Raw genomic sequence first — 22145 nt, forward strand, 5'->3', positions numbered from 1 at the left:
GCCGGAGGCGAGCCGTCTTGCTCGTCTCCGGCGGTCTTCCTTCTCACTCGCCTTGGCCGTTTCCGATAGGGACCGTGGCGGCCCATCTCGGAGGTGCCTTGACGGGAATCGGAATTCGGGAGGGAACGTCGGATACTGCTTGATGTTCCGTTCCTTCATTTCGATTGCCTTCAGTCTATGGCGGGAGTGGCGGGTCGCGGGGTCGGTGAGGGTCTGGTTTGTGGTGATTGTTGGTGGTAGTTGCGGGGCGTGGGCAAAGGAAGGGTTTTGTCAGGGTCGGGCTTCGGGTGCGGGGCCCAGAGGGGTGAAGGCGCCCTGGTCGACGCGGTAGAGGTGGACGGCGGGGTCGCGGGGCTCGCCGTCGGGGGTGAAGCCGAGGGGGCCGCTGACTCCGGAGAGGTCGGTGGCGGCGAGTCGGGTGTTGACGTCTTCGGGAGTGGAGGCGCCTTCGCTGATCGCTCTGACGAAGAGCGTCGCGGCGTCGTAGGCCTCGGCCGTGTAGGCGGCGGAAGGCGGCAGCCCGTACGAGGAGCGGTAGGCCTCGACGAATTCGCCGGCCGGGGGTGAGGAGGTGCCTTCGGGGTCGACGAGGCAGGCGCAGGACACGTAGGCGCCTTCGGCGTCGCGTTCTGCGGTGTCGATCAGGGCCTGTCCGAAAACGCCGTCGCCGCCGACGAAGGGCACTTTCATCCCTTTGGCGCGCAGGGCCTTGAGGAGTCTTCCGGCCCCCGGATGGTGGCCCGCGACGAACACCGCGTCCGCCTTGAAGTCCCGGACTGCGTCGATCACGCCGCCGTAGCCGGTGTCGGAGAGCGAGTAGGCGAACGCCTTGGCCGCGCCCCCGTGGCCTTCGACGCCTTGGCGTACCCGTTCGGCGAGCGGCCGCCCGTCTTCGGTCCCGTCGTGCACGACCGCAACGCGGCGGGCCTTCAACCCCGTCCGGAGGAACACCTCTACGGCGTCGCCCTGCGCGTCGTCTCCTGCGACGAGCCGGTGCCAGTAGGCGAAGCCCCGGTCTCCGAGGTCCGCGACGGTCGTCCCGTAGGCGATGCTCGGAATACCCGACTCTTCCAGGACGGGCACGACGGCCTCGGCGTCGCTGGAGGTGCCCGGCCCGATCACGCCGACCGCCCCTTCGTCGAGCACCCGCCGCGTTACGGCCTCGATCCCTTCGGCGCTCGGCTCGTACACCCGCAGCTCGATCCGCGTGTCCGGCCCCGTGGCGTTGTAGGCGTCGACGGCGAGCCGCACCGCCTTGACGTCCTCCCCGTCGCCGACCGCGGTCATGTGGGCGAGGACGACCGACGAGCCCGCCGCCGGCGACACCGGAAGCGCGACCGCCGGGGAGGAGGGCCCGCCCGACGCCGGGGGGCCGAACGGCGACGCGGTGAGCACGTACGCCACGGCCGACGCGGCGGCGACACCGGCGACCGGCACCAGCCAGAGCGCACGGCTCCTGCGCCGCTTCGCAGGCGTGTCCCGTGTCGCGGGCGGCGGGGGAGGGGTCGCCGCGGCCGGCCGGTGGGGGGCTGCCGCGCGCAGCGGCTCCAACGCGTCGCGCATGGCGGCGGCGTCGGGGAAGCGGTCCTGCGGGCGTTTGGCCATGGCCCGCGCGAGCAGCGCGTCCCAGTGCGGCGAAAGGTCCGGCACCGCGTGCGACGGCGGCTCGGCGGTCCGGTGCACCTGCTGGTGCAGGACTCCCTGGACGTCGCCGCGGAACGGCGCCCGCCCGGTGAGCAGCCCGTACAGCAGGCACCCGACGGAGTAGACGTCGCCTTCGGGCCCGCCCGGCGCCACTTCCCCCACGGGGTTCCACGCGGCCCCGTCCGCGCCGCGCTCGGCCTCCTCCGGCGGCGTCCAGGCCGCCCCGCCGATCATCTCCCCGGACTGGGTGAACCGCGTCCCCGTCCCGGACAGGACCCGCACGAGCCCGTAGTCGGTCACCTTCACGCGCAGCCGTCCGCCCTGCCGCACCACGAGCACGTCGGAGGGCTTGAGATCCCCGTGCGTCATGCCCCGCGCGTGTCCTTCGGCCAAGACGGCCAGGAGCCCTTCGGCGACCTCCAGTACCGCGTCAGGATGCAGCGCCCCTTCAGCGAGTGAGTCGACGCGCTCCCCTTCCACGAACTCCGAGACCACACAGACGCCGCATTTCGGGTCGTTCCCCACGTCCCGGATCTCCGCGAGGCCCGGATGCCGCAGCTCCGCCAGCCCCCACACCTCGCGCACCACGGTCGCCGCCGACCCCAGCCCCCGCACCAGCCCGTCGTCCACCACCTTCACCGCCACGACCCGCCGGCTCTCCCGGTCCACCCCCCGGTAGACGACCCCCACGGCCCCCCTCCCCACCGCGTCCCCCAGTGCGTACCGCCCCGCCAGCACCCGAGACACGCCCACCCCGAACCTCCGTCCACCGACCCACCGAAACCGGCGTTCCACCCACGCCGCCCGCTCGCGACCGTACACCGCCGAACCCCACCGAACCATCCGATCAGCCCGCATCCCCCCACACCCCGCACCCGGCCGCGCGACCGGCCGGCCCCTTCGCCACGAAGGCGGCTCGGACGATTCCGCCCGAGCCGCCACAACCTGCGTCAGACGCGGGTTTCGAGGAGGAAACCACTGAGGCGGGCGGCCCACTCGGGCCGCTCGGCGAACGGCAGATGCCCTGTCGCGAAGTCGGCGCGGCGCGCGCCGGCGGCGTGCCGGGCGGGACCGAGGCCGCGGTCGCTTCAAGGGCCGCGTCGAGGTCGTCCGCCCGGAGCAGGTCGCGCCACAGCCGCGCCGCGAGGAGGAGCCGCGGGTTCGGGTGGGCGAAGCCCGCGGTGAGGACCAGGGCGGTCACCCGGTCGGGATGCCGGGTGGCGGCGCGCACGGCGACGGGGCAGCCGAGCGAGTAGCCGGAGATCGCGAAGGTCTCCACCCCCTCCTCCACGGCCGTGGCGACCAGCCCGTCGAGCGTCAGCGGGGTCTCCGCGCGCGGGGTGCGGCCGGTGCCGGGGTAGTCGGGCCCGACGACGGTGCGGTGCGCGGCGAGCACGTCCATGACGGCCCCGTAGTTGGGGTCGATCCCGCCGCCCGCGCCGTGCGCGAGCAGCAGTCCCGGCCCGGTGCCGCGCACGACCCGGCCGAGCCCGGAGCCGGCCTCACCGCCGGCACCACCGCCGAGGTCCTCCCCTGCGTCCGCGACGACGGCCCCACCCTCGCCCCGCGCTGCCCCGACCTCGTCGCCGAACTGCGCCGCGAACGCGACCGCACAGCCGAAGCGATCACCGCCCTGCACACCTCGCAGGCGATCCTCGACACAGTCATAGCCGCAGCCCCGAGCACCCCGGAGCACTCCGCCGGCACGCTTCAGAGGCCCACACCGGCTAGGCGGCCGGGAAAGGTCCGCGCGGGACGGCGCGATCGGTGAAGCCGCCGAGTCAGCGGCCCGTTCGCGCCTCATGCGTGCGGGCCTGCTTCCTGTAGCGGCCCGGCGATGTTCCCAGTTCGCGCTTGAAGGCGAGGGAGAAGGCGGCCTCGGAGCCGTAGCCGACGGCCCCGGCGATGGCGGCGATGGTCTGCGAGGTGGCGGCGAGCCGGTGGGCTCCCAACTCGAGGCGCCAGCGGGTGAGGTATTCCAGGGGGCCTCGCCCGACCGTCCTCTTGAACCGGGTGGCGAGGGTCGAGCGGGACACGTGCGCGGCGTCGGCGAGGAGCGCCACCGTCCAGCGGTGCGCGGGGTCGGCGTGGATGGCGTGCAGCGCCGCGGAGACGACGGGTTCGCTGAGACCGTGCAGCCACCCCGTCCCTTCTCGCTGATGGGCGAGGTGGCAGCGGATGAGGTCGATGAGCAGGACGACAGCCAGGTGCTCGGTGACCAGGTCCGCGCCGATTCCGCCCCGTGCGGTCTCGCGTTCGATCCGGCTCAGCAGGTGGGGGACCATGTCGGCCCCCTCGGCGTGGGCGGGCAGATGAATCAGCGGCGGCAGCGAGTCGAGCAGCAGTTCGCGGGCGCGTCGGTCGAAGGTGAAACTGCCGCCGATGAGCCGGGCGGTCACCGGCTGGTCGACGGGACCGACCTCCGCCGTCCTGCCCCCCGTCTCCCGGAAGAAGGGGGACGCCGACTGCACGGTGGCCTGCGGCGATGTGGACAGCACGAACCGTCGGGGCCGGGTGAGCAGGAACGCGTCACCGGCCCGCAGGGTGACCGGGTGGTCCAGGCCCTCCGCGTCGACCGTGCACGAGCAAGATCGTATTGCTGGGTCGCAGGCAGTCCCAGTGACAAATGAGTGACAAATGATCATGGTGCGAGGAGGGCTCTCACGGGCTTCACCCGAGAACGAGTCGGCAAGAGCGGCGTAAGCTTCCAAGCTTTGTACGACGACGCCTCGGGGGTCCGGCAGACCGCCGGGACCTTCAAGACGTTCAAGGAAGCCGAACGGGCATGGCAAGCCGCGGTGGCGAAGATCGCCGAAGGTCGAACATGGGACCCGCGGCGAGGCAGACAGAGATTCGGCAAGTACGTCATGGAGACGTGGCTGCCGAACCACCGGATCGAGCTCAGTACCAAGCAGGACTACCTGAGCGCACTGCGCACCCACATCCTCCCGTACTTCGAGAACATGCGGATGTGCGACATCAGCTCGGAGGACGTCCGCTCCTGGATCACCGAGCTCAAGCAGAAGGGAGTCGGCAAGCGCCGCATCGCCTACTGCAAGAGCTCGGTCCTCAACGCCATCTTCACCACGGCGGTGAACGACGGGGTCATCCTGCTGCACCCGAGCAGGGGCGTCCCGACCGACCCGGTCCCCGAAAAGCCGCTGCGCATCATCACGGCCGACGAGTTCGACCAGATCTACCTCGCCCTCCCCGACACGACCTCCCGGCTCCTCGTCGAGACGGCCATCGAGAGCGGCCTGCGCTGGGGTGAGCTGGCCGAACTCCGCGTCAAGGACCTCGACTTCCGCACGCACATCCTCACGGTCAGCCGCGTCGTCCTGTACCTGTCGCCCGAAGTCCACCCGGAGGGCAAGCGCCACTTCGTCAAGGACTACCCCAAGGGCCGCAAGTGGCGAAAGCTCAAACTCAGCGACCAGATCGTCACGAAGCTCAAGGCCCACGCCGACGACGAGAAGCTAGGCAAGGACGACCTCTTCTCCCGCCGCCTCGACTACAAGCCGGTCGTCGAGATCATCCCGGTCCCCAGGTCCCTCGGCTACACCGACCCCAACGAGAAGGGCCGCGTCTACCTCCACGGCACGAGCACGGCCTACGGCCTGGGCAAGTGCCGCTGCGAACACTGCCGCGCGGCGGTCGCCCAATACCGCGCCAACCGCAGAGCCGCCGGCAAGGACAGCCCCCGCAAGCCCCGCGTGGTCGACCTGGACCCCCACATGAACGCCACCTGGTTCCGCAACGGCACCTGGCACCCGTCCTGCGAAGCCGCAGCCCTGGGCTTCTTCCCCCGCTTCCAAGACCTCCGCCACGCCCACGCCTCCTGGCTCCTCGCAGGCGGCGCCGACCTCCAGATCGTCAAGGAACGCCTAGGCCACACCAAGATCACCACCACCGAGCGCTACCTCCACACCCTCCCCACCGCCGACGAAACCGCCCTCACAGCTCTCAAGAAGATCCGCAACATCGAAATCCCCGAAGACGCAACCGCAGACCTGAAGGCCCAACTCGAAGCCGCCAACGCCGAAATCGACAGACTCCGCGCCGTCCTAGCAACCCAACTCATCGAACAACACTTCGGCTCATCCACGGCCCGACCGCCGCATAGCCGCCGTGGCGGTTCGGCCACCCGCGAGGCCGGTCCCTGATCGCTCGGGACCGGCTTCCCTGTTGTGACCCTCGCAGGGGCGATGAGGACCTCTCGGACTGGTCTCCGTCGTCGGAGCCGCTCGTGTTGCGACCCCTCGCAGGGGCGATGAAGGACGACACGCCGTGCGGTGTCCCGAGACGCCTTGTTAGGTTGCGAGCCCTCGCAGGGGCGATGAGGACGAAGAACCAGGTCGGGTTCATCGGCCGCGTCGAGATGTTGCGACCCCTCGTAGGGGCGATGAGGACGAGGATGATGGGCTTGCGTCCATTGAGCGCCTTAAGGTTGCGACCCCTCGTAGGGGCGATGAGGACCCCAAGACGGCCCACACCGCCGTGCCGCACGCCCTGTTGCGACCCCTCGTAGGGGCGATGAGGACTTGAGGCCCCAGCGGAGGCCACCGATGGTCCAATAGGGTTGCGACCCCTCGTAGGGGCGATGAGGACTCGATCCCTGCACCCTCCGCCCAATCCGCGTCCACGTTGCGACCCCTCGTAGGGGCGATGAGGACCCCATGGTAAAGCCGCTGGTTGGAAGGGATGCCTGTCGGGTTTTGAGGCCGAGTTTTTCAGCGGACCCTCGGTTGTGCATGTGGGGCCGGTGTGGCGCTGAAATCCGGCGTTGTGGAGGTGTCAAGGAGCGGTTGGGCAAGGATATCCGTGGGAGCTGGTATCGCGTTTCCCCAAGTGCGGCGTTTGTGGTGATATCGGGTGTTTGGCGTAGAAGAGGGTGGTGTGCCAGGCCTTTCTGATCCAAGAGGGGTATTTCGGGATGGTCTGCGGTCATTTGCCATATTTACTGGGGCGGGCAGGATGGGGCTGTCCGGTCTCCGCTACCGTCTGCATCTCCTTTAGACCGCGCCCGGTCCGTTGAACCGCGCGGTTCAAGGCGTAAGCCAGGTTTATCTATCTCTTGCCCCGCGAAGCGGTCTTGTTCTGTGAATTGGTACCCGAAGGGAACTTCGGACCGGCCGGGCGGGCTCAGACTGCGCTGCTGAATCGGCTTCGCTCGAACGACGCCTCTCGCCCGACCCGCCGGGCTGGGAAAATCTGCCGGAACCGATCTTCGCTGGAGCCTGGCCTGCTCGGCCCGACCAAGCCGCGCGACCGGTCTATCGACCGTGCCGTGCACGTCCAGCTGCGGTCGTGACGTCGGCGACACGTCGCGATCGCTCGGATCCGGCCTGTGGCTACATTCGCCGTTCTGCAGTGTGAAGCGTCGCCCAGACGACGTGTCCGAGCCCCTGGAGCCTTGCCGCCCCGACGGATCTCGCCATCTGGCGGACGACGAAGAGCCCACGTCCGCCTTCGTCGAGGAGTTCTGAGTTGTTCCAGTTCAGCCCCTTCCCGTCGCCGAGGTCCGTGACGGACAGCTTGACGAGGGTGGCGTTCCTGGTGACCTCGACGCCGAACCAACCGCCGGCACCGGAGGGGGTGTGGCGGATGGCGTTGGTCGCGAGTTCTGCCACGATCGTCGAAGCCTCCGTCTCGCTTCCGCTTCCATCGAGCGTCTCGGAGACGAAGCGCCGCGCTTCTTTCACCTGGCAAGGGCTGCCGCGGAAGACTCGGCGCCAGCTGAGGTCCCCCTGTTCGTAGATCCAGCGCAGCGCAGTGTCATCGGACACGAGATCGGTGTCGGTCATGTCGGCCTCCGGGCCTTGTGCTTGACGGAGGTTCAGCGGCGCGGACGGCGAACTCCGAATTGCGGACTGTTTCTCGGCTTGCGCCTCGATAGACACCTAAAGCGAACAAGCTGCGACGCGGTGCTGTCAGGAGGAGACTGAGTGGGATCGCAGGAGATCAGCGGAGACCGTTGTCCGTCCGAGCCCAAGGTGAGCCGGTATGAGCGAGAATGCGTTCGGGGAAGAACTGTGGGCGGAGAGCATCCGAGCGAAGCGCCGCCGTCTGTGCTGGACCCAGAACGAGCTCGCCCGGCGGTTGGAACAGGCCGCGGATCCGAAAACCCGGGCATCTCTGCCGAGCAGGGCTTCGATCGTCCGGGAGATTCGCTATCACGAGAGTGGATCTCATCGCCCTGGTCCGGTCTATGAAGAGCTGTACCGGCGCGTGTGGTCGGCGGAGCTTTCGGGCCCGGCCGCAGCAGCCCCCGAAGTCTCGGACGACTGCCTCACGCTGGCCTGGATCGTAGGGAGGCTGAATCAGAGAGTGGATCGAAGGACTCTGCTCCAGCTCGCGGGAACCACGGCTGCCGGATTGTCGCTTGATCCGGTCGATCGTCTCGTTCGGGCTCTCTCGGGGACGCACAAGCCTGACGAGACGACGATCGCGCACTTGGAGGACAGGACTCGGGGACTTCATCGCTTGGAGGAGCATCGTCCGGCGAAGGCGCTTTACCCTGCGGTCCTTGAACACCTCAAAGAGGTGACCGTGCTGTTGGAGAGCGGCTTGTCCGACGAGAACCGGCGCCGCCTGGCCGTCGTAGCGGGGGAAAGCGCGGTCCTGGCCGCGTGGTTCGCGTGGGAGCAAGGCGACCGGCAGCCAGCGGTCTCGCACTCGCGGCTGGCGACGATAGCGGCACGGCACGCTTCAGATCCCGAGATCGCGGCGTGCATGAGCGGATACCGGTCCTTCATGACCGGCGGTGACACGATCAAATCCATCGGCTCCTTGCAGACCGCCCTCGCCGGCTTGAGCACGTCAGCCGACCCAGCCACCCGAGCGTGGTTGCTCGGCCGCCTGGCGGAGGAGTCAGCGAAGCTCAAGGACACGGGCACCGCGAAGCCCGCGATTCAGGCCGCCGAGGCGGCGTATGCGGCTGCCGACGTTTCGGCCCGTCCGTGGACGTGCTTCCTGGACCCGGGCCGGTTCGCCTCGATGCGGCTGACCGTCCACTCCCGGCTTCGCGACGAAGACGAGATCGTCAGAGCCGTCGACGAGATCGAGCTCTACCTCGGTCCGGAGACCGAGGTGAAGAAGCTCTGCGTCGTCAACGCGGAGCTGGCTCTCGCGCGCTACAGGCTCGGGGATGTCAACGAGGCGGTGGAGTGCGCGAGGTCGGCCTTCGCCGCCACCGCGGAGCTGAACGCACCGCTCGGCTGGGAACGCCTGGACACGGTCTTCGCGGAGTTCGCATCGTCCCCTGAGCAGGCGGCCCGGGACTTCCGCTCGGACTACGCGGCTAGCCGGCCTCAGGGCGAGCAGCTGTCTCTTCACTGATCCAGCCGAGGTAGTCGGCGAGACCGCCTTCGATCGGCACCGCGACGATCTCCGGTGTGTCGTAGGAGTGCGCCTCTTTCACGATGCGCACGAGATCGTCCAGCCGTGCCTTCGACGTCTTCATGAGAACGAGGAATTCCTCGCTCCGCTCGATCTTGCCCTGCCACCAGTAGGTGGATGAGATCGGTCCGCTGATCTGCGCGCCCGCAGCCGCCCTGCTGGTGACGGCGGCCTCCACGATCCGCTCGGCCTCCGCCCGGTCGCCTGCCGTCACATGGATCTCAAGCTGCTCTGCCATGCACTTGAGCGTATGCCGTGAGAGGGCGCGCCTTCTCAGAGAAGAACTTGGCTGCTCCTTCTGTCCGCCGTTGAGGGATCGGCGCCCATGCTCCACGCCCTAAGCGGAGTGAGGGGGCAGTCGGCGGCGGCGAAGCCTCCGGCTTGATCCCGAACAACGGCACTCTCTCGCTCGGAGTGGGCGAAGATCATTCTTGTGAAACCAGGTCCTGGAGGAAGGCCTGGTTGTCGTCGACGTCGTGGCCGAGGAGGACGGTGTGGCGGTCGAGGGCGTTGAGGGGTTTGAGGAGGTCTTCGGCGGGGGCGAGGTCGGTCGGGGTGAGGCCGAAGACGTCGGGGTAGCGGTCGTCTCCTGCTGCGGTGAACATGTCGGCGGTGTCGATGTCGCGGGCTCCTTTGAGCCTTGCGGGTGCTGTGTGAGGTTGGACGGTGGGGAAGAGGATGTGGCTGGCCGTTCCGGTGGTGGCGAGCGGCAGGCCGAGCCAGTCGCGGAGTTGGTCGGGCCAGAACTGGGGCTTGAGTTCGTGTCCGTTGGGCTTGCGGAGAGGGGTGCGGCTTCCGGCGATGAGGGCGTCGGTGACCTGCTGCTTCTGTGTCGGGTGCATCTGCTCGCCGCGTCGTGCCCGCTCACGGACGGCCTCGTACCAGCCGCACGCCTCCAGCAGCCCGAACCCGATGGCCGCGGCCGACGGCCAGGGCAGCACCTGGATCCGCCCCTGCGCATCGGGGCGGACGAAGACCCGGTCGTTCGCCAGGAGCGACCAGCCTTTGGAGCGGGAGAGGAGGAACGCGGTCGTCGTCTTGCCAGCGGCCTTGTCCCCGAGCGCGAGCACGGTCTGTCCGTCCGGTCCGACGGCGGCCGAGCATCCGTGAATTCGTCCAGGCTCCAGCGGGACGCGCACTCGACGCCCCACCGGTCCGCCGCGGCCTCACCAGCGGGGAATGAGCGCCGCCTCCTTCACCGGGTCGATTCCGTGTTCTGCCGTACGCCAATGCGCCGCGACCTCACCTCCGGCCCGCAGCCACTCCCACGTGCGCCGCACGGTCTCCTCGACCGGACGCAGCCGAAGGCCGAGCGACAGGGCCAAATCCACGCTCACCTGCCACGTGCCGGCGGCAGGACGCCACATCGGCAGCTCCGTCCAGTCCCGCACCCCGGCCGCCACGAGCGCCTCATCCGCGACCCAGCGGAAGTCAACGTCGCCCCCGGTCCTGTGCGCGCACGCCGCGAGCAACCGTCCCATCGTGGTGTGCCCAGGAGGAGCCGCCACATTGACGGCCCCCGCCCACGAGGACTCCGCCAGCCTCACCACGAACGCCGCGACATCGTCCACGTCGACCGGCTGGATGGGCCGCTCAGGATCCCCAGGCCCCAAGACCGATCCACCGCGCGCAACACGCCTCAACCACCACGGCAACCTGCCCTTCGGCTCCCTCGGCCCAAGGATCACCCCCGGCCGAACGACCAACAAGTCACCCGGCCACACCTGCCTCAGCAGCAACTCACATGCCGCCTTCCGATGCCCGTAGGGAGAGTTCTCGACATCGGCGACAGGAGAGTGAAGCGGCGACGACTCCGACACCGGGTACTCCGGCCACCCGTCATACGCATCGACCGTCGAGACAAAGAGAAGCCGCGGCGATACAGCCCCGAACACATCGGCGACCAGCCGCACCTCCTCCGGCAGATAGCCGGACGGATCAACGACAAGATCGAACGGCCCCGCGCCCGCGGCTTTTTCAAGATCCGCCCGCACAGCGCGATCTCCTCTGATCGCGGTGACCCCACGCACGTCTTCGTCCGTCACACCGCGGTTGAAAGTCCAGACCGGATGCCCCCGACTGAGAAGCTCCTCGACCACGGCGCGCCCGAGGAACCAAGTCCCACCGATCACCAGAACGCGCATGAACCCATTGTCACCGGGATGCGTGCTCCGTGCGATGGGAGATCTCGGAGAAACCGACCCACTCTTCCAGCTAGATGATCTTGCTGCGGTGGTCAAGGAAGGTGGTGCCGCTTCAACTGCGCATAGCCAAGCTGACCTGCCCGATGCCAGACAAGATCTTTGGTGCAGCTCTCGCTCTTGGCGCATAGCTGCGGCCCACGTAGAGATGAGGACCATCACCGCGCACCTCCCCGAGAACGTCAGCGATGAGGACACACGCCAAGGTCATGACGGTCATCGTCGTGCTCCGCAAGCCCTCATCGCCCCTTGGAGGGGTCGCAACACGGATCTGGCCCAGATTTCGTGATCGTCGCAGCCCCTCGGCTTGGTGGCTAGGTGTGAGATGCGCCGGCGGCGGCCTGGGATCTCTGGAGCTATCTGGCCGCTCGCCGGTCCGGAAGCAGTCGGCCGCCAGCCCACCCGAATCTGGCATCATGGCGGAATGACGATCAGAAAGGGCCATGCCGCGTAGGCACCCAAAAGACCTGCTGCATGTGCCATTGTTCGCCTGGCATGATCAGACGAGCACGATCCGAGGTGTCTCGGAGGCGACCCGCGCCGCGATCCGCCGTCTCGAGGCCGATCACCTGTGGCGTGGCGCGGTCGCTGATGCCCTGCTGCGCTCAAGAGCCATCCTGGAGCGGAGCGGTCGCTTCCTCGCGGCTTCCGAGGTCCACGAACCGGGGTTGGAGATCGAGGACCAGCTCGAAGTCCTCAATGAGGCGCTGCGGTGCCTTCCGCCGGAAGCGAGGAAGGATCTCCAACGGCAGGTGGTGCCGATTTTTGAGGAGTTCGAGCGCCGAACACTGCCCGATCCCGGTCCGCATAGCGCGTGGGTGGCGCAGGCGGGCTGGTGGTGGCGGCGCATCCGGGAGAGGTGAGGGCGGCCGCGCGGGGTCGGAATCGGGAATGTCCGAATCGGCCTCATCAGAGGGGCGCAACAACGTGGGATGCCAGGGTTGCCGTCAGCCCGGTTTGTCCTCGCCACCTATTCCAGGAGCTGAAACCCGGAGGTGGCGACGAGTTGGCGGGTGGCGATCGCGGGTTGTCATCGTCCCCTGCGAGGGCTACGGCGCGGCGGGGCGGGTGGAGGGCAGGCTGGACAAACAGTCTGTGGGCCCAAGATTTTTTTGCCGTGCGCTCGGAGAATCCTGTGTCCCGCCGACGCCGACCCATACCCGTTTGTGATGGGTGGTGACCGGCTGTGGTGGCGGGTCTCAGTGACAGATCAGTGACAAATGATCTTGGAGCCAGTGGTCACTTATTGTGATCATGGCTCTGAGCTGGGACAACGTTGGAGCGGATGACGGGAATCGAACCCGCGTAGCTAGTTTGGAAGACTAGGGCTCTACCATTGAGCTACATCCGCGTTGTGCGCCCGTGGAGGCGTACCGGGACAGAGTACAGGGTGTTGGTGGTTGGGTGGTAAGCGGAGGGGTCTTTGCTGGTGGGGGCTACCGGTGCGTTCGTTGTTGGGGGTGGACTCGGGGGCTGACTGGGGGGTTGCGGGCGGGTTGATTGTCGGGGGGTGATGAAAAAGCGGGGGAGGGCTTGGGGTGGGTGCGTGCAGTTCTGTCGGTGGGGTGTGTGAGCATGTGGCTACTTCTGGACCTCCTGAACCACCCCCATCGGAGGAACCGTGCAAGCTGTGCTGTTGGCGTGTGGTGCTCATGTGATCTACCTGATCGGGTTCTCGATCTTCAAGGCGACCGGTGGCGATCTGCCGCCGCTGACGGCGCGGCGGCCGTTCCAGGCGGCTGCGCGGTTGGTGACGAGCCTGCCGTGGCTGGTCGGCCTGGTGACGGTGCTGAGCGGGACGGTGGTGGCGGCGTTCGCCGTCGACACCTCGCCCGTGGCGGTGCTGCTGCCCACTTACGTGTGCGGGCTCGTGCTGCTGCTCGTCGTGGGCGTGTCCGGGTTCGGCGAGAGGGTCAGCGGGCGGGAAGGGCGGGTGCTCGCGCTTCTCGCGGGGACGCTGGCGCTGCTCGCGCTGCCGGTCTCCCAGGGCTTCGGGCCGCTCGCCTCGCGCGGGGCGTCGGCGCCGCCGAGCCCTGCGGCGTGGTCGTTCACGCTCGCGGTGCTGGTGTCGATCCTGGTGCCGCTGTGGCTGTTCTGCATGCGCGACCGCAAGGTCGAGGGGCGGCACACGCGGCGGACGACCGGGGTCGCCTACGGGATCGGCGCGGGAGTCCTGCTGGGCACCGCCGAGGTCATGGGCATCGGGATGATCCCCTACATCCCGGACGATCTACCCACCCTGTTGGCCACCCCGTACCCGTATCTGTTCGTCCTGTCCGGCGCGCTCGGGCTGGGCCTGCTGCACATCGGCCTCCAGGAGCGGAGGCTGCTCATCGTCGTCGCGGTGATGAACGTCGTCGGCAAGCTCCACCTCGTGGTGTGCGCGACGCTGCTGTTCGGCGAGCCGTGGCCGGGTGATCCTGTGTGGTTCGGCCTGCTGGCGGGCGGGATGCTGCTCGCGCTGTACACGGTGCTGCTGCTGCCCCGGCACGAGGGGCGGCGCGCCGCGGCCCCGCCCGAGCAGGCGGGGCCGCGTGGCGCGGGCGTCACCGCTCCTGGGCGGAACTCCGTCGCATCCGGAAGATCGCGATGAGCTTCTCCTCCGGGTGGTCGGCCACGGCGGTGATGAGCGGCTGGAGCATCTTGGCCGCGAGCGGTCCGAAGGCCGCGAGGATCAGGACGTAGCCCGCGGCGAGCGGGCCGAGGTCAGGGTGCGCCCCCGCGGCGACGGCGAGGCCCGCGATGACGATGTTGAACTCGCCTCGCGGGACGAGCGCGACACCGGCGCGGGCACGTCCGGCCCTGCCGATCCCGGCCCGCTTGGCCGCGTAGTGCCCGGTGAGCAGCTTGGTGATGATGCTGACGAACGCCAGCGCGATCGCGATGCCGGCCACCGGAAGGATCGTCGCCGGGTCGGTGTTCAGGCCGAAGAAGACGAAGAACACCGCGGCGAACAGATCGCGCAGCGGCGCCAGCAGGGCCTGCGCCTCGTGTGCGAGTTCGCCGGAAAGGGCGATCCCGACGAGGAACGCGCCGACCGCCGCCGACACCTGGAGCTGCTGGGCGATGCCCGCGACGAGCAGCGTCAGCCCGAACACCTTGAGCAGCAGCACCTCGGAGTTCGGGCTCCGCACGAACGCCTCGATGTACTTGCCGAACTTCAGCGACACCACGAGCACGACCGAGACGGTGCCGAGCGCGATCGCGACGGTCACCGCGCCGGTGGCGAAGGAGACGCCCGCGAGGATCGCGGTGAGGATCGGCAGGTACAGGGCCATCGTGAGGTCTTCGAAGACCAGCAGCGACAGCACCACGGGGGTTTCGCGGTTACCGATCCAGCCGAGGTCGGAGAGCACCTTCGCGGTGATGCCCGAAGACGTCGCGTAGGTGACGCCGGCCATGGCGACGGCCGCGACCCAGCCCCAGCCGAGCAGCAGCGCGACGATCGCGCCGGGCGCCGCGTTGAGCACGAGGTCGACGATGCCGCCGCGGGCGTTGCCCTTGAGGCTGGTGAGCAGTTCGTCGGCGTTGTACTCCAGGCCCAGGGTGAGCAGCAGGAGGATGACGCCGATCTCCGACGCCGTGTGGATGAACTCCTCGCTGGTGGCCAGCGGCACGAAGCCGCCGTGCCCGAAGCACAGGCCCGCGAGGAGGTACAGGGGGATGGGGGAGATGCCCGCCCGGAGGGCGAACGAGCCGATGATCCCGAGTCCCAGGATCACCGCTCCGAGTTCGAGGAAGAGTATTGCGATTTCGTGCACGCCGCTCCTATCCGCCGGCCAGGACGTGTCCGGCGGCCTCGGTGCTCTCCGGGCTGCCGACGACGACCACGACGTCCTGCGCGGCGAAGACGAAGTCCGGGGCGGGCGAGGCGTTCACCTGGCCCGACCGGACGATGGCCACAATGGACGCTCCGGTCTGCGTGCGCACCTGGGCGTCGCCCATGGCCCGGCCGGCCCACTGGGCGGACACCGGGACCTGGAGGCTGACGAGTCCCTCGACCTCGCGGTGCAGGGCGTTGAGGCGGGCGACGATCCTGGGCGCGCCGAGCAGTTCGACGAGCGCGTCGGCCTCCTCGTCGTTCAGCTTCACCGTCTCGCACACCCGGTCGGGGTCCTGCGGGTCGTAGACGACGAGGTCGCGCCTTCCGGTCCGGTAGGACACGACGCCGATCCGGCGGCCTGCCTGGGTGGTGAACTCGTGGCGCAGCCCGATGCCGGGCAGCGCTGTCTGTTCTACGTCCACTTCGCCTCTCCTCGCGGGGTTCTGCTCGGTCGTTCGCAGAGCTGAAAGGTTAGATTGGCGCAAGATCGGCCAGAGGACAAAGCGCCCCCGTCCCGAATCACGCCGCCCCCGCGCAGGGTTCCGGAGCGTCCGCAACCACCCTGCACGGCTTTCACAGCCATCGCTTCACACCCGTGTAACGGGACGGTTAAGCCCCACGCACGATCGGATCGCGGCCGACCCGAGGAGTTGACATCGCCGAGGAGCGGGGTGTGCGCGACAGGTAATCGGGGTTTGACGTTCCGGCAACAGCGGGCTTCTGCAGGCTACCTACCGTTCTGACCTGTACCGGAACATCCGGGTCACCCCCATCCGAGCAGCAGGGAGGCAGGGCATGTCCGCTCTGACCGCACAGAGGCCCGAGGCGGCGCCTACCGCCGGCGGGCGTTGGATCGAGCACTGGGCGCCCGACGACGAGGTCTTCTGGAACACCACGGGCAAGGCCGTCGCGCGCCGCAACCTCGCCTGGTCGATCGTGACCGAGCACCTGGGCTTCTGCGTCTGGCTGCTCTGGAGCATCGCCGTCATCAACCTCGGCACGATCGGCGTGACCCTGGACGTCGGCCAGCAGCTCTGGCTGACGACCATCCCGAACCTCGTCGGCGCCTTCATGCGGGTCCCCTACACGTTCGGCCCGGCCAGGTTCGGCGGCCGGAACTTCACGATCATCAGCGCGACGCTCCTGCTGATCCCCTGCGCGCTGTTCGTCTACGCGATCAGCAACCCGGACATCCCCTTCTGGGCGCTGCTGCTCATCGCGGCGACGACGGGCCTCGGCGGCGGCAACTTCGCGTCGTCGATGTCGAACATCACGCACTACTACCCGAGCCACAAGCAGGGTCTGCCGCTCGGCCTCAACGCCGCGGGCGGCAACATCGGCACCAGCGTCACCCAGCTGACGATGCCGCCGCTGATCGTCGCGTTCGGCCTCGTCGCGGTCGGCTGGGTGTGGATGCCGCTGGTCCTCGTGGCCGCCGCCGGCGCCTACTTCTTCATGAACAACCTGCGGACGGCGACCAGCGCCTACACGATCGGGGAGATGGGCCGGATCTCCCGCGAGCCGCACACGATCATCATGTCGATCCTCTACATCGGCACCTTCGGCTCCTTCATCGGCTACTCCTTCTCCTTCGGCGTGCTGATCAAGAACCAGTTCCCCGAGGTGCAGGCGTCACACTACATCTGGCTGGGCGCGCTCGTCGGCTCGGTGGCCCGCCCGATCGGCGGCCTGCTCGCCGACAGGCTCGGCGGCTCCCGGGTGACGTTCTTCAACTTCCTCGTCATGGCGTGCGGCATCGCCGCGGTCTGGTTCGCGGTCAACGAGGGCAGCTGGGGGCTGTTCCTCGCGGCCTTCCTGCTGGTCTTCGCCACGACGGGCATCGGCAACGGCTCGACCTACAAGATGATCCCGGCGATCTTCCGCAAGAAGGCGCTGGAGAAGGTCGACGGGCAGGACGCGAGCGCCGTCGAGTCGGCGGTCGCGCTGGCCCGCCGCAAGGCCGCCGCCGCGATCGGGATCTCCTCGGCGGTCGGCGCGCTGGGCGGCGTCCTGATCCAGCAGACCTTCCGGATCTCCCTGACCGAGGCCAAGTCGGTGGTCCCGGCGCTGCTGGTCCTCGCGGGCTTCTACACCGTCTGCGTGATCCTCACCTGGGCGGCTTACCTGCGCAGGACCGGCGCGGAGGGCCGCAGCCTCGCCGACGCGGGCGTCTGACACCCCGCAGGACGCGACAAGGCCCCCGGACCCTGCGGTCCGGGGGCCTTAACGTCGGGCTGGACGGATTTGAACCGACGACCCCTGCCACCCAAAGGCAGTGCGCTTCCAAGCTGCGCTACAGCCCGCCGCCGCCCGTTTCGGGCAGCAGACGTCAGTCTAGCCGTCTTGTGCGCCGTTCGGTGGGCCAATAAGCTCCGCGCGCCAGGCGACCTGCGGAGCCGGGCGGGGGCCACCACCTCCCTGTTACGTGCGGTGGTGTCCACCCTCTAGACTTGACGCCGCATAGGCATGTGTTGCCGCCCGAATCTATCGAGTGAGACCGGCGGCCGCTCGCGCCGCGCGGGGCTCGTCGAGCACGGCCCCCGGCGCGCCGAGCCGTGTGCATCCGCCGGATTCAAGGAGACCTGCCCCAGTGAAGACCGCTGTCGAGGAGCTGACCCCGACCCGGGTGAAGCTCACCATCGAAGTTCCGTTCGAAGAGCTCAAGCCGAGCCTCGACAAGGCTTACAAGGAGCTCGCCAAGCAGGTGCGGCTCAAGGGCTTCCGTCCTGGCAAGGCCCCGGCCGCCCTGATCGACCAGTACGTCGGTCGCGGCGCCGTCCTCCAGGAGGCCGTGAACGACGCTCTGCCCGGCCTGTACGGCGCGGCGATCGAGGAGAAGGAACTCTTCGTCCTCAGCCAGCCCGAGGTCGAGGTGACCCGTCTGGACGACGGCAAGGAGCTGGAGTTCACCGCCGAGGTCGACATCCGCCCGAGCTTCGAGGTCCCCGCCTACGACGGCCTGCCCGTCACCGTCGAGGAGGCCGTGGTCACCGACGAGGAGATCGCGCAGACCCTCGACAACCTGCGTGACCGCTTCGCCACCCTGACCGTCGCCGAGCGCGCCGCCGCCGAGAAGGACAGCGTCACCATCGACCTGTCGGCCGCCGTCGACGGCGAGGACGTCGAGGACGCCGCGACCAAGGGCTTCACCTACGAGGTGGGCTCCGAGGGCGCCATCGACGGTTTGAACGAAGCCGTCACCGGTCTGTCCGCGGGCGAGTCCGCCACCTTCAAGTCGACCCTCGTCGCGGGCTCCCGGGCCGGCGAGGAGGCGGACGTCACCGTCACCGTCTCCTCGGTGAAGGTCAAGGAGCTGCCCGAGGCCGACGACGAGTTCGCGCAGCTCGCCTCGGAGTTCGACACGATCGAGGAGCTGAAGGACGACGTCCGCAAGCGCCTTGAGCGGCAGAAGAAGCTGAACCAGATCTCCGAGGCGCGCGACAACGCGCTGGAGGCCCTGCTGGAGCAGGTCGAGATCCCGGTCCCCGAGTCCGTGGTCGGCACCGAGCTGCAGCGCCGCAACGAGCAGCTCGACCAGCAGCTCGGCTTCTCCGGCATGACCCGTGAGGCCTACCTCGAGGAAGAGGGCAAGACCGCCGAGGAGTTCGAGGCCGAGCTCGCCGAGGCCGCGGCCAAGGCGGTCCGGGGCGGCTTCATCCTCGACCAGCTCGCCGTGAACGAGGAGCTGGGCGTCGAGAACGAGGAGCTCAGCGAGTACGTGGTGAGCCAGGCCATGCAGATGGGCCTGCCGCCGCAGCAGCTCGCGCAGTTCCTGACCGAGAACAACCAGATCCCGGCGCTGGTCGCCGAGGTGCTGCGCTCCAAGGCGCTGAACCTCGTGGTCGAGCACGTCAAGATCACCGACTCGGCCGGCAACGAGCTCGACATCGAGCAGCTGCGCCGCGAGATCAACGGCGAGCCGGAGCAGGAGGAGGCCGCTGAGGCCGACGCCGCCGAGGCCCCCGCCGCCGAGGCCGCGGAGTCCACCGAGTCGGCTGAAGCCGCCGAGTCCACCGAGGGCAAGGCCGCCGAGCAGTAAAAGGCCGGAATCTTCACCGCCCGCCCCGTGTTCCGCTAATGGAGCACGGGGCGTCCGTATTGGTGGGCCCGTCGATGTTCAGCCGCTCCCATGGCTAAACACACGGACGGTAAAAGAGGCGTGGATACGCCGCCAGCGAAAAGGACGCCCGTATGGCGTGGCCCCCCTGCGGGGCGCGTTAGTGTCCAAGCATCCGAATGTTCAGGGACTGAACGCTAGACACCTACGGAGGAACAGGGTGAGCAAGCCTCCGACTTTCCACGAGCCGGTCGTCGCCCGCGAGGGCGGTATCGTCGCCCGCGAGGGCGGGGTGCCCGCGATGATGGCGCAGGAGGCGCTGCACCAGCAGCTCCTGCGCAAGCGGATCGTGGTGCTGGGCCAGCAGGTCGACGATGACATCGCCAACCGTCTGTGCGCCGAGCTGCTGCTGCTGTCGGCCGAGGACGGAAAGCGTGACATCACGCTCTACATCAACTCTCCGGGTGGCTCGGTGACCGCCGGCATGGCGCTCTACGACATCATGGAGTACGTGCCCAACGACATCGTGACGGTCGGCATGGGCCTCGCGGCGTCCATGGGCCAGTTCCTGCTGTGCGCGGGCACCCCGGGCAAGCGCTACGCCCTCCCGCACGCGCGCATCATGATGCACCAGCCGTCGGGCGGCATCGGCGGCACGGCCTCGGACATCAAGATCCAGGCCGAGCAGATGCTCTACGTGAAGAGCACGCTCGCCGAGCGGATCGCCTTCCACACCGGTCAGACCGTCGAGCAGATCACCACCGACTCCGACCGCGACCGCTGGTTCACCGCCGACGAGGCTCGCGCCTACGGCCTGGTGGACCACGTGATCACCAGCGCCAACGAGGTTCCCTCCGAGGGCCCGGTCTCTTGATGATGGAGAGGTATCGTCAGATGGACATCCGCGCAGGCGGCGTGCAGCCGGTCGACAGCCGGTACATCATCCCCTCCTTCGTCGAGCGCACCGCGTACGGCGTCAAGGAGATGAACCCGTACAACAAGCTCTTCGAGGAGCGCATCATCTTCCTCGGGGTGCAGATCGACGACGCCTCCGCCAACGACGTCATGGCGCAGCTGCTGACCCTCGAGTCCATCGACCCGGACCGGGACATCAGCATCTACATCAACTCGCCCGGCGGCTCGTTCACGGCGATGACGGCCATCTACGACACGATGCAGTTCGTCAAGCCGGACATCCAGACCGTCTGCATCGGCCAGGCCGCCTCCGCGGCCGCCGTGCTGCTCGCGGCGGGCACCGAGGGCAAGCGGGCGGCTCTGCCGCACTCGCGGATCCTCATCCACCAGCCGGCCACCGAGGGCACCTACGGCCAGGGCTCGGACATCGAGATCCAGGCGCGCGAGATCATGCGGATCCGCGAGCAGCTGGAGACCATCCTCGCCCGTCACAGCGGCAAGTCCGTCGAAGAGGTCCGCGGCGACATCGAGCGCGACAAGATCCTCACCGCGGACGAGGCCAAGGCCTACGGTCTGATCGACGACGTCTTCGTCAGCAAGAAGCGTCGAGTGGAGGTAGTGTCTTCGTAAGACGGCGCTAAGTTCGGGAACCCCCCGGCTTCGTGGTCACCGCCCCGGAGTCGGGGATGTGTCCCGGCGCCCCGGAGACGGTACCGTCGAAGCAGCCTCTCTCCCCGAGGGCCGTGGCCGAAAGGCCCGCGGCTCACCGGGACCCCAGGCGGCCCCATGTAAAGGAGACAACCGGGTGGCACGCATCGGTGACGGTGGCGACCTGCTGAAGTGTTCCTTCTGCGGCAAATCCCAGAAGCAGGTCAAGAAGCTCATCGCGGGCCCGGGTGTGTACATCTGCGACGAGTGCATCGATCTCTGCAACGAGATCATCGAGGAGGAGCTCTCGGAGAGCTCCGACCTCAAGTGGGACAGCCTGCCCAAGCCGCGTGAGATCTACGAGTTCCTCGACGGCTACGTCATCGGGCAGGAGAAGGCCAAGAAGGCGCTGAGCGTCGCGGTCTACAACCACTACAAGCGGATCCAGTCCGGCGAGTCCCGGGACGACGGGGTCGAGCTGGCCAAGTCGAACATCCTGCTTCTCGGCCCGACCGGATCCGGCAAGACGCTGCTCGCGCAGACGCTCGCCAAGCTGCTCAACGTGCCGTTCGCGATCGCGGACGCCACGGCCCTGACCGAGGCCGGCTATGTCGGCGAGGACGTCGAGAACATCCTGCTGAAGCTGATCCAGGCCGCGGACTACGACGTCAAGAAGGCCGAGACCGGCATCATCTACATCGACGAGGTCGACAAGATCGCCCGCAAGAGCGAGAACCCGTCGATCACGCGTGATGTCTCGGGCGAGGGCGTGCAGCAGGCCCTGCTGAAGATCCTGGAGGGCACCACCGCCTCGGTGCCGCCGCAGGGCGGGCGCAAGCACCCGCATCAGGAGTTCATCCAGATCGACACCACCAACGTGCTGTTCATCTGCGGTGGCGCTTTCTCCGGCCTGGAGAAGATCATCGAGGGCCGGGTCGGCAAGCAGGGCATGGGCTTCGGCGCGGTGATCCGCTCGAAGGTCGACTTCGCCAAGAACAGCGACGTGTTCTCCGAGGTCATGCCCGAGGACCTGCTGAAGTTCGGCATGATCCCCGAGTTCGTGGGACGCCTGCCGATCATCACCAGCGCCCACAACCTCGACCGCGAGGCGCTGATCAACATCCTGACCGAGCCGAAGAACGCGCTGATCAAGCAGTACCGGCGCCTGTTCGAGCTGGACGGGGTGGAGCTGGAGTTCACCGACGACGCCCTTGAGGCCGTCGCGGACCAGGCGATCCTGCGCGGCACCGGGGCCCGGGGCCTGCGGGCGATCCTGGAGGAGGTGCTGCTCTCGGTGATGTACGAGGTGCCGTCGCGTCAGGACGTCGCCCAGGTCATCATCAACCGCGAGTCGGTGCTGGAGCACGTCAACCCGACGCTGGTCCCGCGCGAGCGCGCCAAGCGCGAGCCGCGCGAGAAGAGCGCCTGAGGCGTCACGTCGCGAGCCCGGTCCCCGAGG

Annotated in this window: 18 protein-coding genes, 2 tRNA genes and 1 CRISPR repeat array; of the genes, 9 read left to right on the forward strand and 11 right to left on the reverse strand. The window is 68.4% G+C overall.

Going from position 1 to position 22145, the window contains the following annotated elements; translation table 11 throughout:
• Positions 1-270 precede the first annotated feature (270 nt).
• From ACYVOM_RS19385 to ACYVOM_RS19395, 3 genes are all read right to left on the reverse strand, one after another.
• Positions 271-2502, reverse strand: coding sequence for a bifunctional serine/threonine-protein kinase/ABC transporter substrate-binding protein (locus tag ACYVOM_RS19385; protein WP_460304819.1), 2232 nt, complete (start codon positions 2500-2502; stop codon positions 271-273).
• A complete protein-coding gene (locus tag ACYVOM_RS19390) occupies positions 2492-3283 on the reverse strand; it encodes an alpha/beta fold hydrolase (RefSeq protein ID WP_460304820.1) in 792 nt (263 codons plus the stop codon). Before ACYVOM_RS19390 ends, ACYVOM_RS19385 begins: the two co-directional genes overlap by 11 nt.
• 142 nt (positions 3284-3425) lie before the next feature.
• Positions 3426-4289: an AraC family transcriptional regulator gene (locus ACYVOM_RS19395; protein ID WP_460304821.1), complete on the reverse strand. Its 864-nt coding sequence runs from the start codon at positions 4287-4289 to the stop codon at positions 3426-3428.
• Between the two features lie 69 nt (positions 4290-4358).
• On the opposite strand from ACYVOM_RS19395, the gene ACYVOM_RS19400 reads away from it, so the two are divergent.
• Positions 4359-5807: a tyrosine-type recombinase/integrase gene (locus ACYVOM_RS19400; RefSeq protein WP_460304822.1), complete on the forward strand. Its 1449-nt coding sequence runs from the start codon at positions 4359-4361 to the stop codon at positions 5805-5807.
• Positions 5808-5892: 85 nt separating this feature from the next.
• A CRISPR array of direct repeats spans positions 5893-6317; the repeat unit is 30 nt; unit sequence GTTGCGACCCCTCGTAGGGGCGATGAGGAC.
• Positions 6318-6995: 678 nt separating this feature from the next.
• On the opposite strand, the gene ACYVOM_RS19405 is transcribed toward ACYVOM_RS19400, so the two are convergent.
• The gene (locus ACYVOM_RS19405) at positions 6996-7448 is read right to left on the reverse strand and encodes an ATP-binding protein (RefSeq protein WP_460304823.1); all 453 of its coding nucleotides are present in this window, start codon (positions 7446-7448) and stop codon (positions 6996-6998) included.
• A 199-nt stretch (positions 7449-7647) separates the two neighbouring features.
• On the opposite strand from ACYVOM_RS19405, the gene ACYVOM_RS19410 reads away from it, so the two are divergent.
• Complete coding sequence (locus tag ACYVOM_RS19410) at positions 7648-8982, forward strand: XRE family transcriptional regulator (RefSeq protein ID WP_460304824.1); 1335 nt, start codon at positions 7648-7650, stop codon at positions 8980-8982.
• On the opposite strand, the gene cutA is transcribed toward ACYVOM_RS19410, so the two are convergent.
• The 3 genes from cutA to ACYVOM_RS19425 form a co-directional block, all read right to left on the reverse strand.
• On the reverse strand, positions 8945-9280 hold the full coding sequence (gene cutA, locus ACYVOM_RS19415; protein ID WP_319816576.1) for a divalent-cation tolerance protein CutA: 336 nt from the start codon (positions 9278-9280) through the stop codon (positions 8945-8947). The two genes, ACYVOM_RS19410 and cutA, sit on opposite strands and share 38 nt — an antisense overlap.
• 187 nt (positions 9281-9467) lie before the next feature.
• Entirely contained in the window at positions 9468-10112 is a 645-nt protein-coding gene (locus ACYVOM_RS19420; protein WP_460304825.1) for a hypothetical protein, read from the reverse strand.
• A 96-nt stretch (positions 10113-10208) separates the two neighbouring features.
• A complete protein-coding gene (locus ACYVOM_RS19425) occupies positions 10209-11186 on the reverse strand; it encodes an NAD-dependent epimerase/dehydratase family protein (protein ID WP_460304826.1) in 978 nt (325 codons plus the stop codon).
• Positions 11187-11686: 500 nt separating this feature from the next.
• Between ACYVOM_RS19425 and ACYVOM_RS19430 the strand changes: the two genes are divergently transcribed.
• Entirely contained in the window at positions 11687-12106 is a 420-nt protein-coding gene (locus tag ACYVOM_RS19430; protein ID WP_460304827.1) for a hypothetical protein, read from the forward strand.
• A gap of 414 nt (positions 12107-12520) precedes the next feature.
• Here ACYVOM_RS19430 and ACYVOM_RS19435 read toward each other — a convergent pair.
• A tRNA-Gly gene (locus ACYVOM_RS19435) sits at positions 12521-12594 on the reverse strand.
• 303 nt (positions 12595-12897) lie between these two features.
• Here ACYVOM_RS19435 and ACYVOM_RS19440 point away from each other — a divergent pair.
• The gene (locus ACYVOM_RS19440) at positions 12898-13836 is read left to right on the forward strand and encodes a hypothetical protein (protein WP_460304828.1); all 939 of its coding nucleotides are present in this window, start codon (positions 12898-12900) and stop codon (positions 13834-13836) included.
• On the opposite strand, the gene ACYVOM_RS19445 is transcribed toward ACYVOM_RS19440, so the two are convergent.
• The gene (locus ACYVOM_RS19445; protein WP_460304829.1) at positions 13790-15004 is read right to left on the reverse strand and encodes a cation:proton antiporter; all 1215 of its coding nucleotides are present in this window, start codon (positions 15002-15004) and stop codon (positions 13790-13792) included. The genes ACYVOM_RS19440 and ACYVOM_RS19445 overlap by 47 nt on opposite strands.
• A 7-nt stretch (positions 15005-15011) precedes the next feature.
• On the reverse strand, positions 15012-15488 hold the full coding sequence (locus tag ACYVOM_RS19450) for a cation:proton antiporter regulatory subunit (protein ID WP_460304830.1): 477 nt from the start codon (positions 15486-15488) through the stop codon (positions 15012-15014).
• A 373-nt stretch (positions 15489-15861) separates the two neighbouring features.
• Between ACYVOM_RS19450 and ACYVOM_RS19455 the strand changes: the two genes are divergently transcribed.
• Complete coding sequence (locus tag ACYVOM_RS19455; RefSeq protein ID WP_460304831.1) at positions 15862-17241, forward strand: MFS transporter; 1380 nt, start codon at positions 15862-15864, stop codon at positions 17239-17241.
• Positions 17242-17295: 54 nt separating this feature from the next.
• On the opposite strand, the gene ACYVOM_RS19460 is transcribed toward ACYVOM_RS19455, so the two are convergent.
• Positions 17296-17369, reverse strand: a tRNA-Pro gene (locus ACYVOM_RS19460).
• 287 nt (positions 17370-17656) lie between these two features.
• On the opposite strand from ACYVOM_RS19460, the gene tig reads away from it, so the two are divergent.
• The 4 genes from tig (at position 17657) to clpX (ending at position 22115) form a co-directional block, all read left to right on the forward strand.
• Positions 17657-19105, forward strand: coding sequence for a trigger factor (gene tig / locus ACYVOM_RS19465; RefSeq protein ID WP_460304832.1), 1449 nt, complete (start codon positions 17657-17659; stop codon positions 19103-19105).
• Positions 19106-19424: 319 nt separating this feature from the next.
• Positions 19425-19997, forward strand: a complete 573-nt coding sequence (locus ACYVOM_RS19470; protein WP_460304868.1) for a ClpP family protease — start codon at positions 19425-19427, stop codon at positions 19995-19997.
• 2 nt (positions 19998-19999) lie between these two features.
• Positions 20000-20668, forward strand: a complete 669-nt coding sequence (locus ACYVOM_RS19475) for an ATP-dependent Clp protease proteolytic subunit (RefSeq protein ID WP_460304833.1) — start codon at positions 20000-20002, stop codon at positions 20666-20668.
• Between the two features lie 175 nt (positions 20669-20843).
• A complete protein-coding gene (clpX, locus tag ACYVOM_RS19480; protein WP_460304834.1) occupies positions 20844-22115 on the forward strand; it encodes an ATP-dependent Clp protease ATP-binding subunit ClpX in 1272 nt (423 codons plus the stop codon).
• The last annotated feature ends 30 nt before the right edge of the window (positions 22116-22145 follow it).

It is taken from the genome of Actinocorallia aurea (assembly GCF_054783995.1).

Bases quoted from the DNA above. Each gene is read 5' to 3' on its own strand.
- ACYVOM_RS19455 (WP_460304831.1), top strand. From the start codon at position 15,862: ATGTCCGCTCTGACCGCACAGAGGCCCGAGGCGGCGCCTACCGCCGGC.
- ACYVOM_RS19475 (WP_460304833.1), top strand. From the start codon at position 20,000: ATGGAGAGGTATCGTCAGATGGACATCCGCGCAGGCGGCGTGCAGCCG.
- ACYVOM_RS19410 (WP_460304824.1), top strand. From the start codon at position 7,648: ATGAGCGAGAATGCGTTCGGGGAAGAACTGTGGGCGGAGAGCATCCGA.
- ACYVOM_RS19430 (WP_460304827.1), top strand. From the start codon at position 11,687: ATGCCGCGTAGGCACCCAAAAGACCTGCTGCATGTGCCATTGTTCGCC.
- ACYVOM_RS19470 (WP_460304868.1), top strand. From the start codon at position 19,425: ATGATGGCGCAGGAGGCGCTGCACCAGCAGCTCCTGCGCAAGCGGATC.
- ACYVOM_RS19425 (WP_460304826.1), bottom strand. From the start codon at position 11,186: ATGCGCGTTCTGGTGATCGGTGGGACTTGGTTCCTCGGGCGCGCCGTG.
- ACYVOM_RS19395 (WP_460304821.1), bottom strand. From the start codon at position 4,289: ATGATCATTTGTCACTCATTTGTCACTGGGACTGCCTGCGACCCAGCA.
- ACYVOM_RS19385 (WP_460304819.1), bottom strand. From the start codon at position 2,502: ATGCGGGCTGATCGGATGGTTCGGTGGGGTTCGGCGGTGTACGGTCGC.
- ACYVOM_RS19405 (WP_460304823.1), bottom strand. From the start codon at position 7,448: ATGACCGACACCGATCTCGTGTCCGATGACACTGCGCTGCGCTGGATC.
- cutA (WP_319816576.1), bottom strand. From the start codon at position 9,280: ATGGCAGAGCAGCTTGAGATCCATGTGACGGCAGGCGACCGGGCGGAG.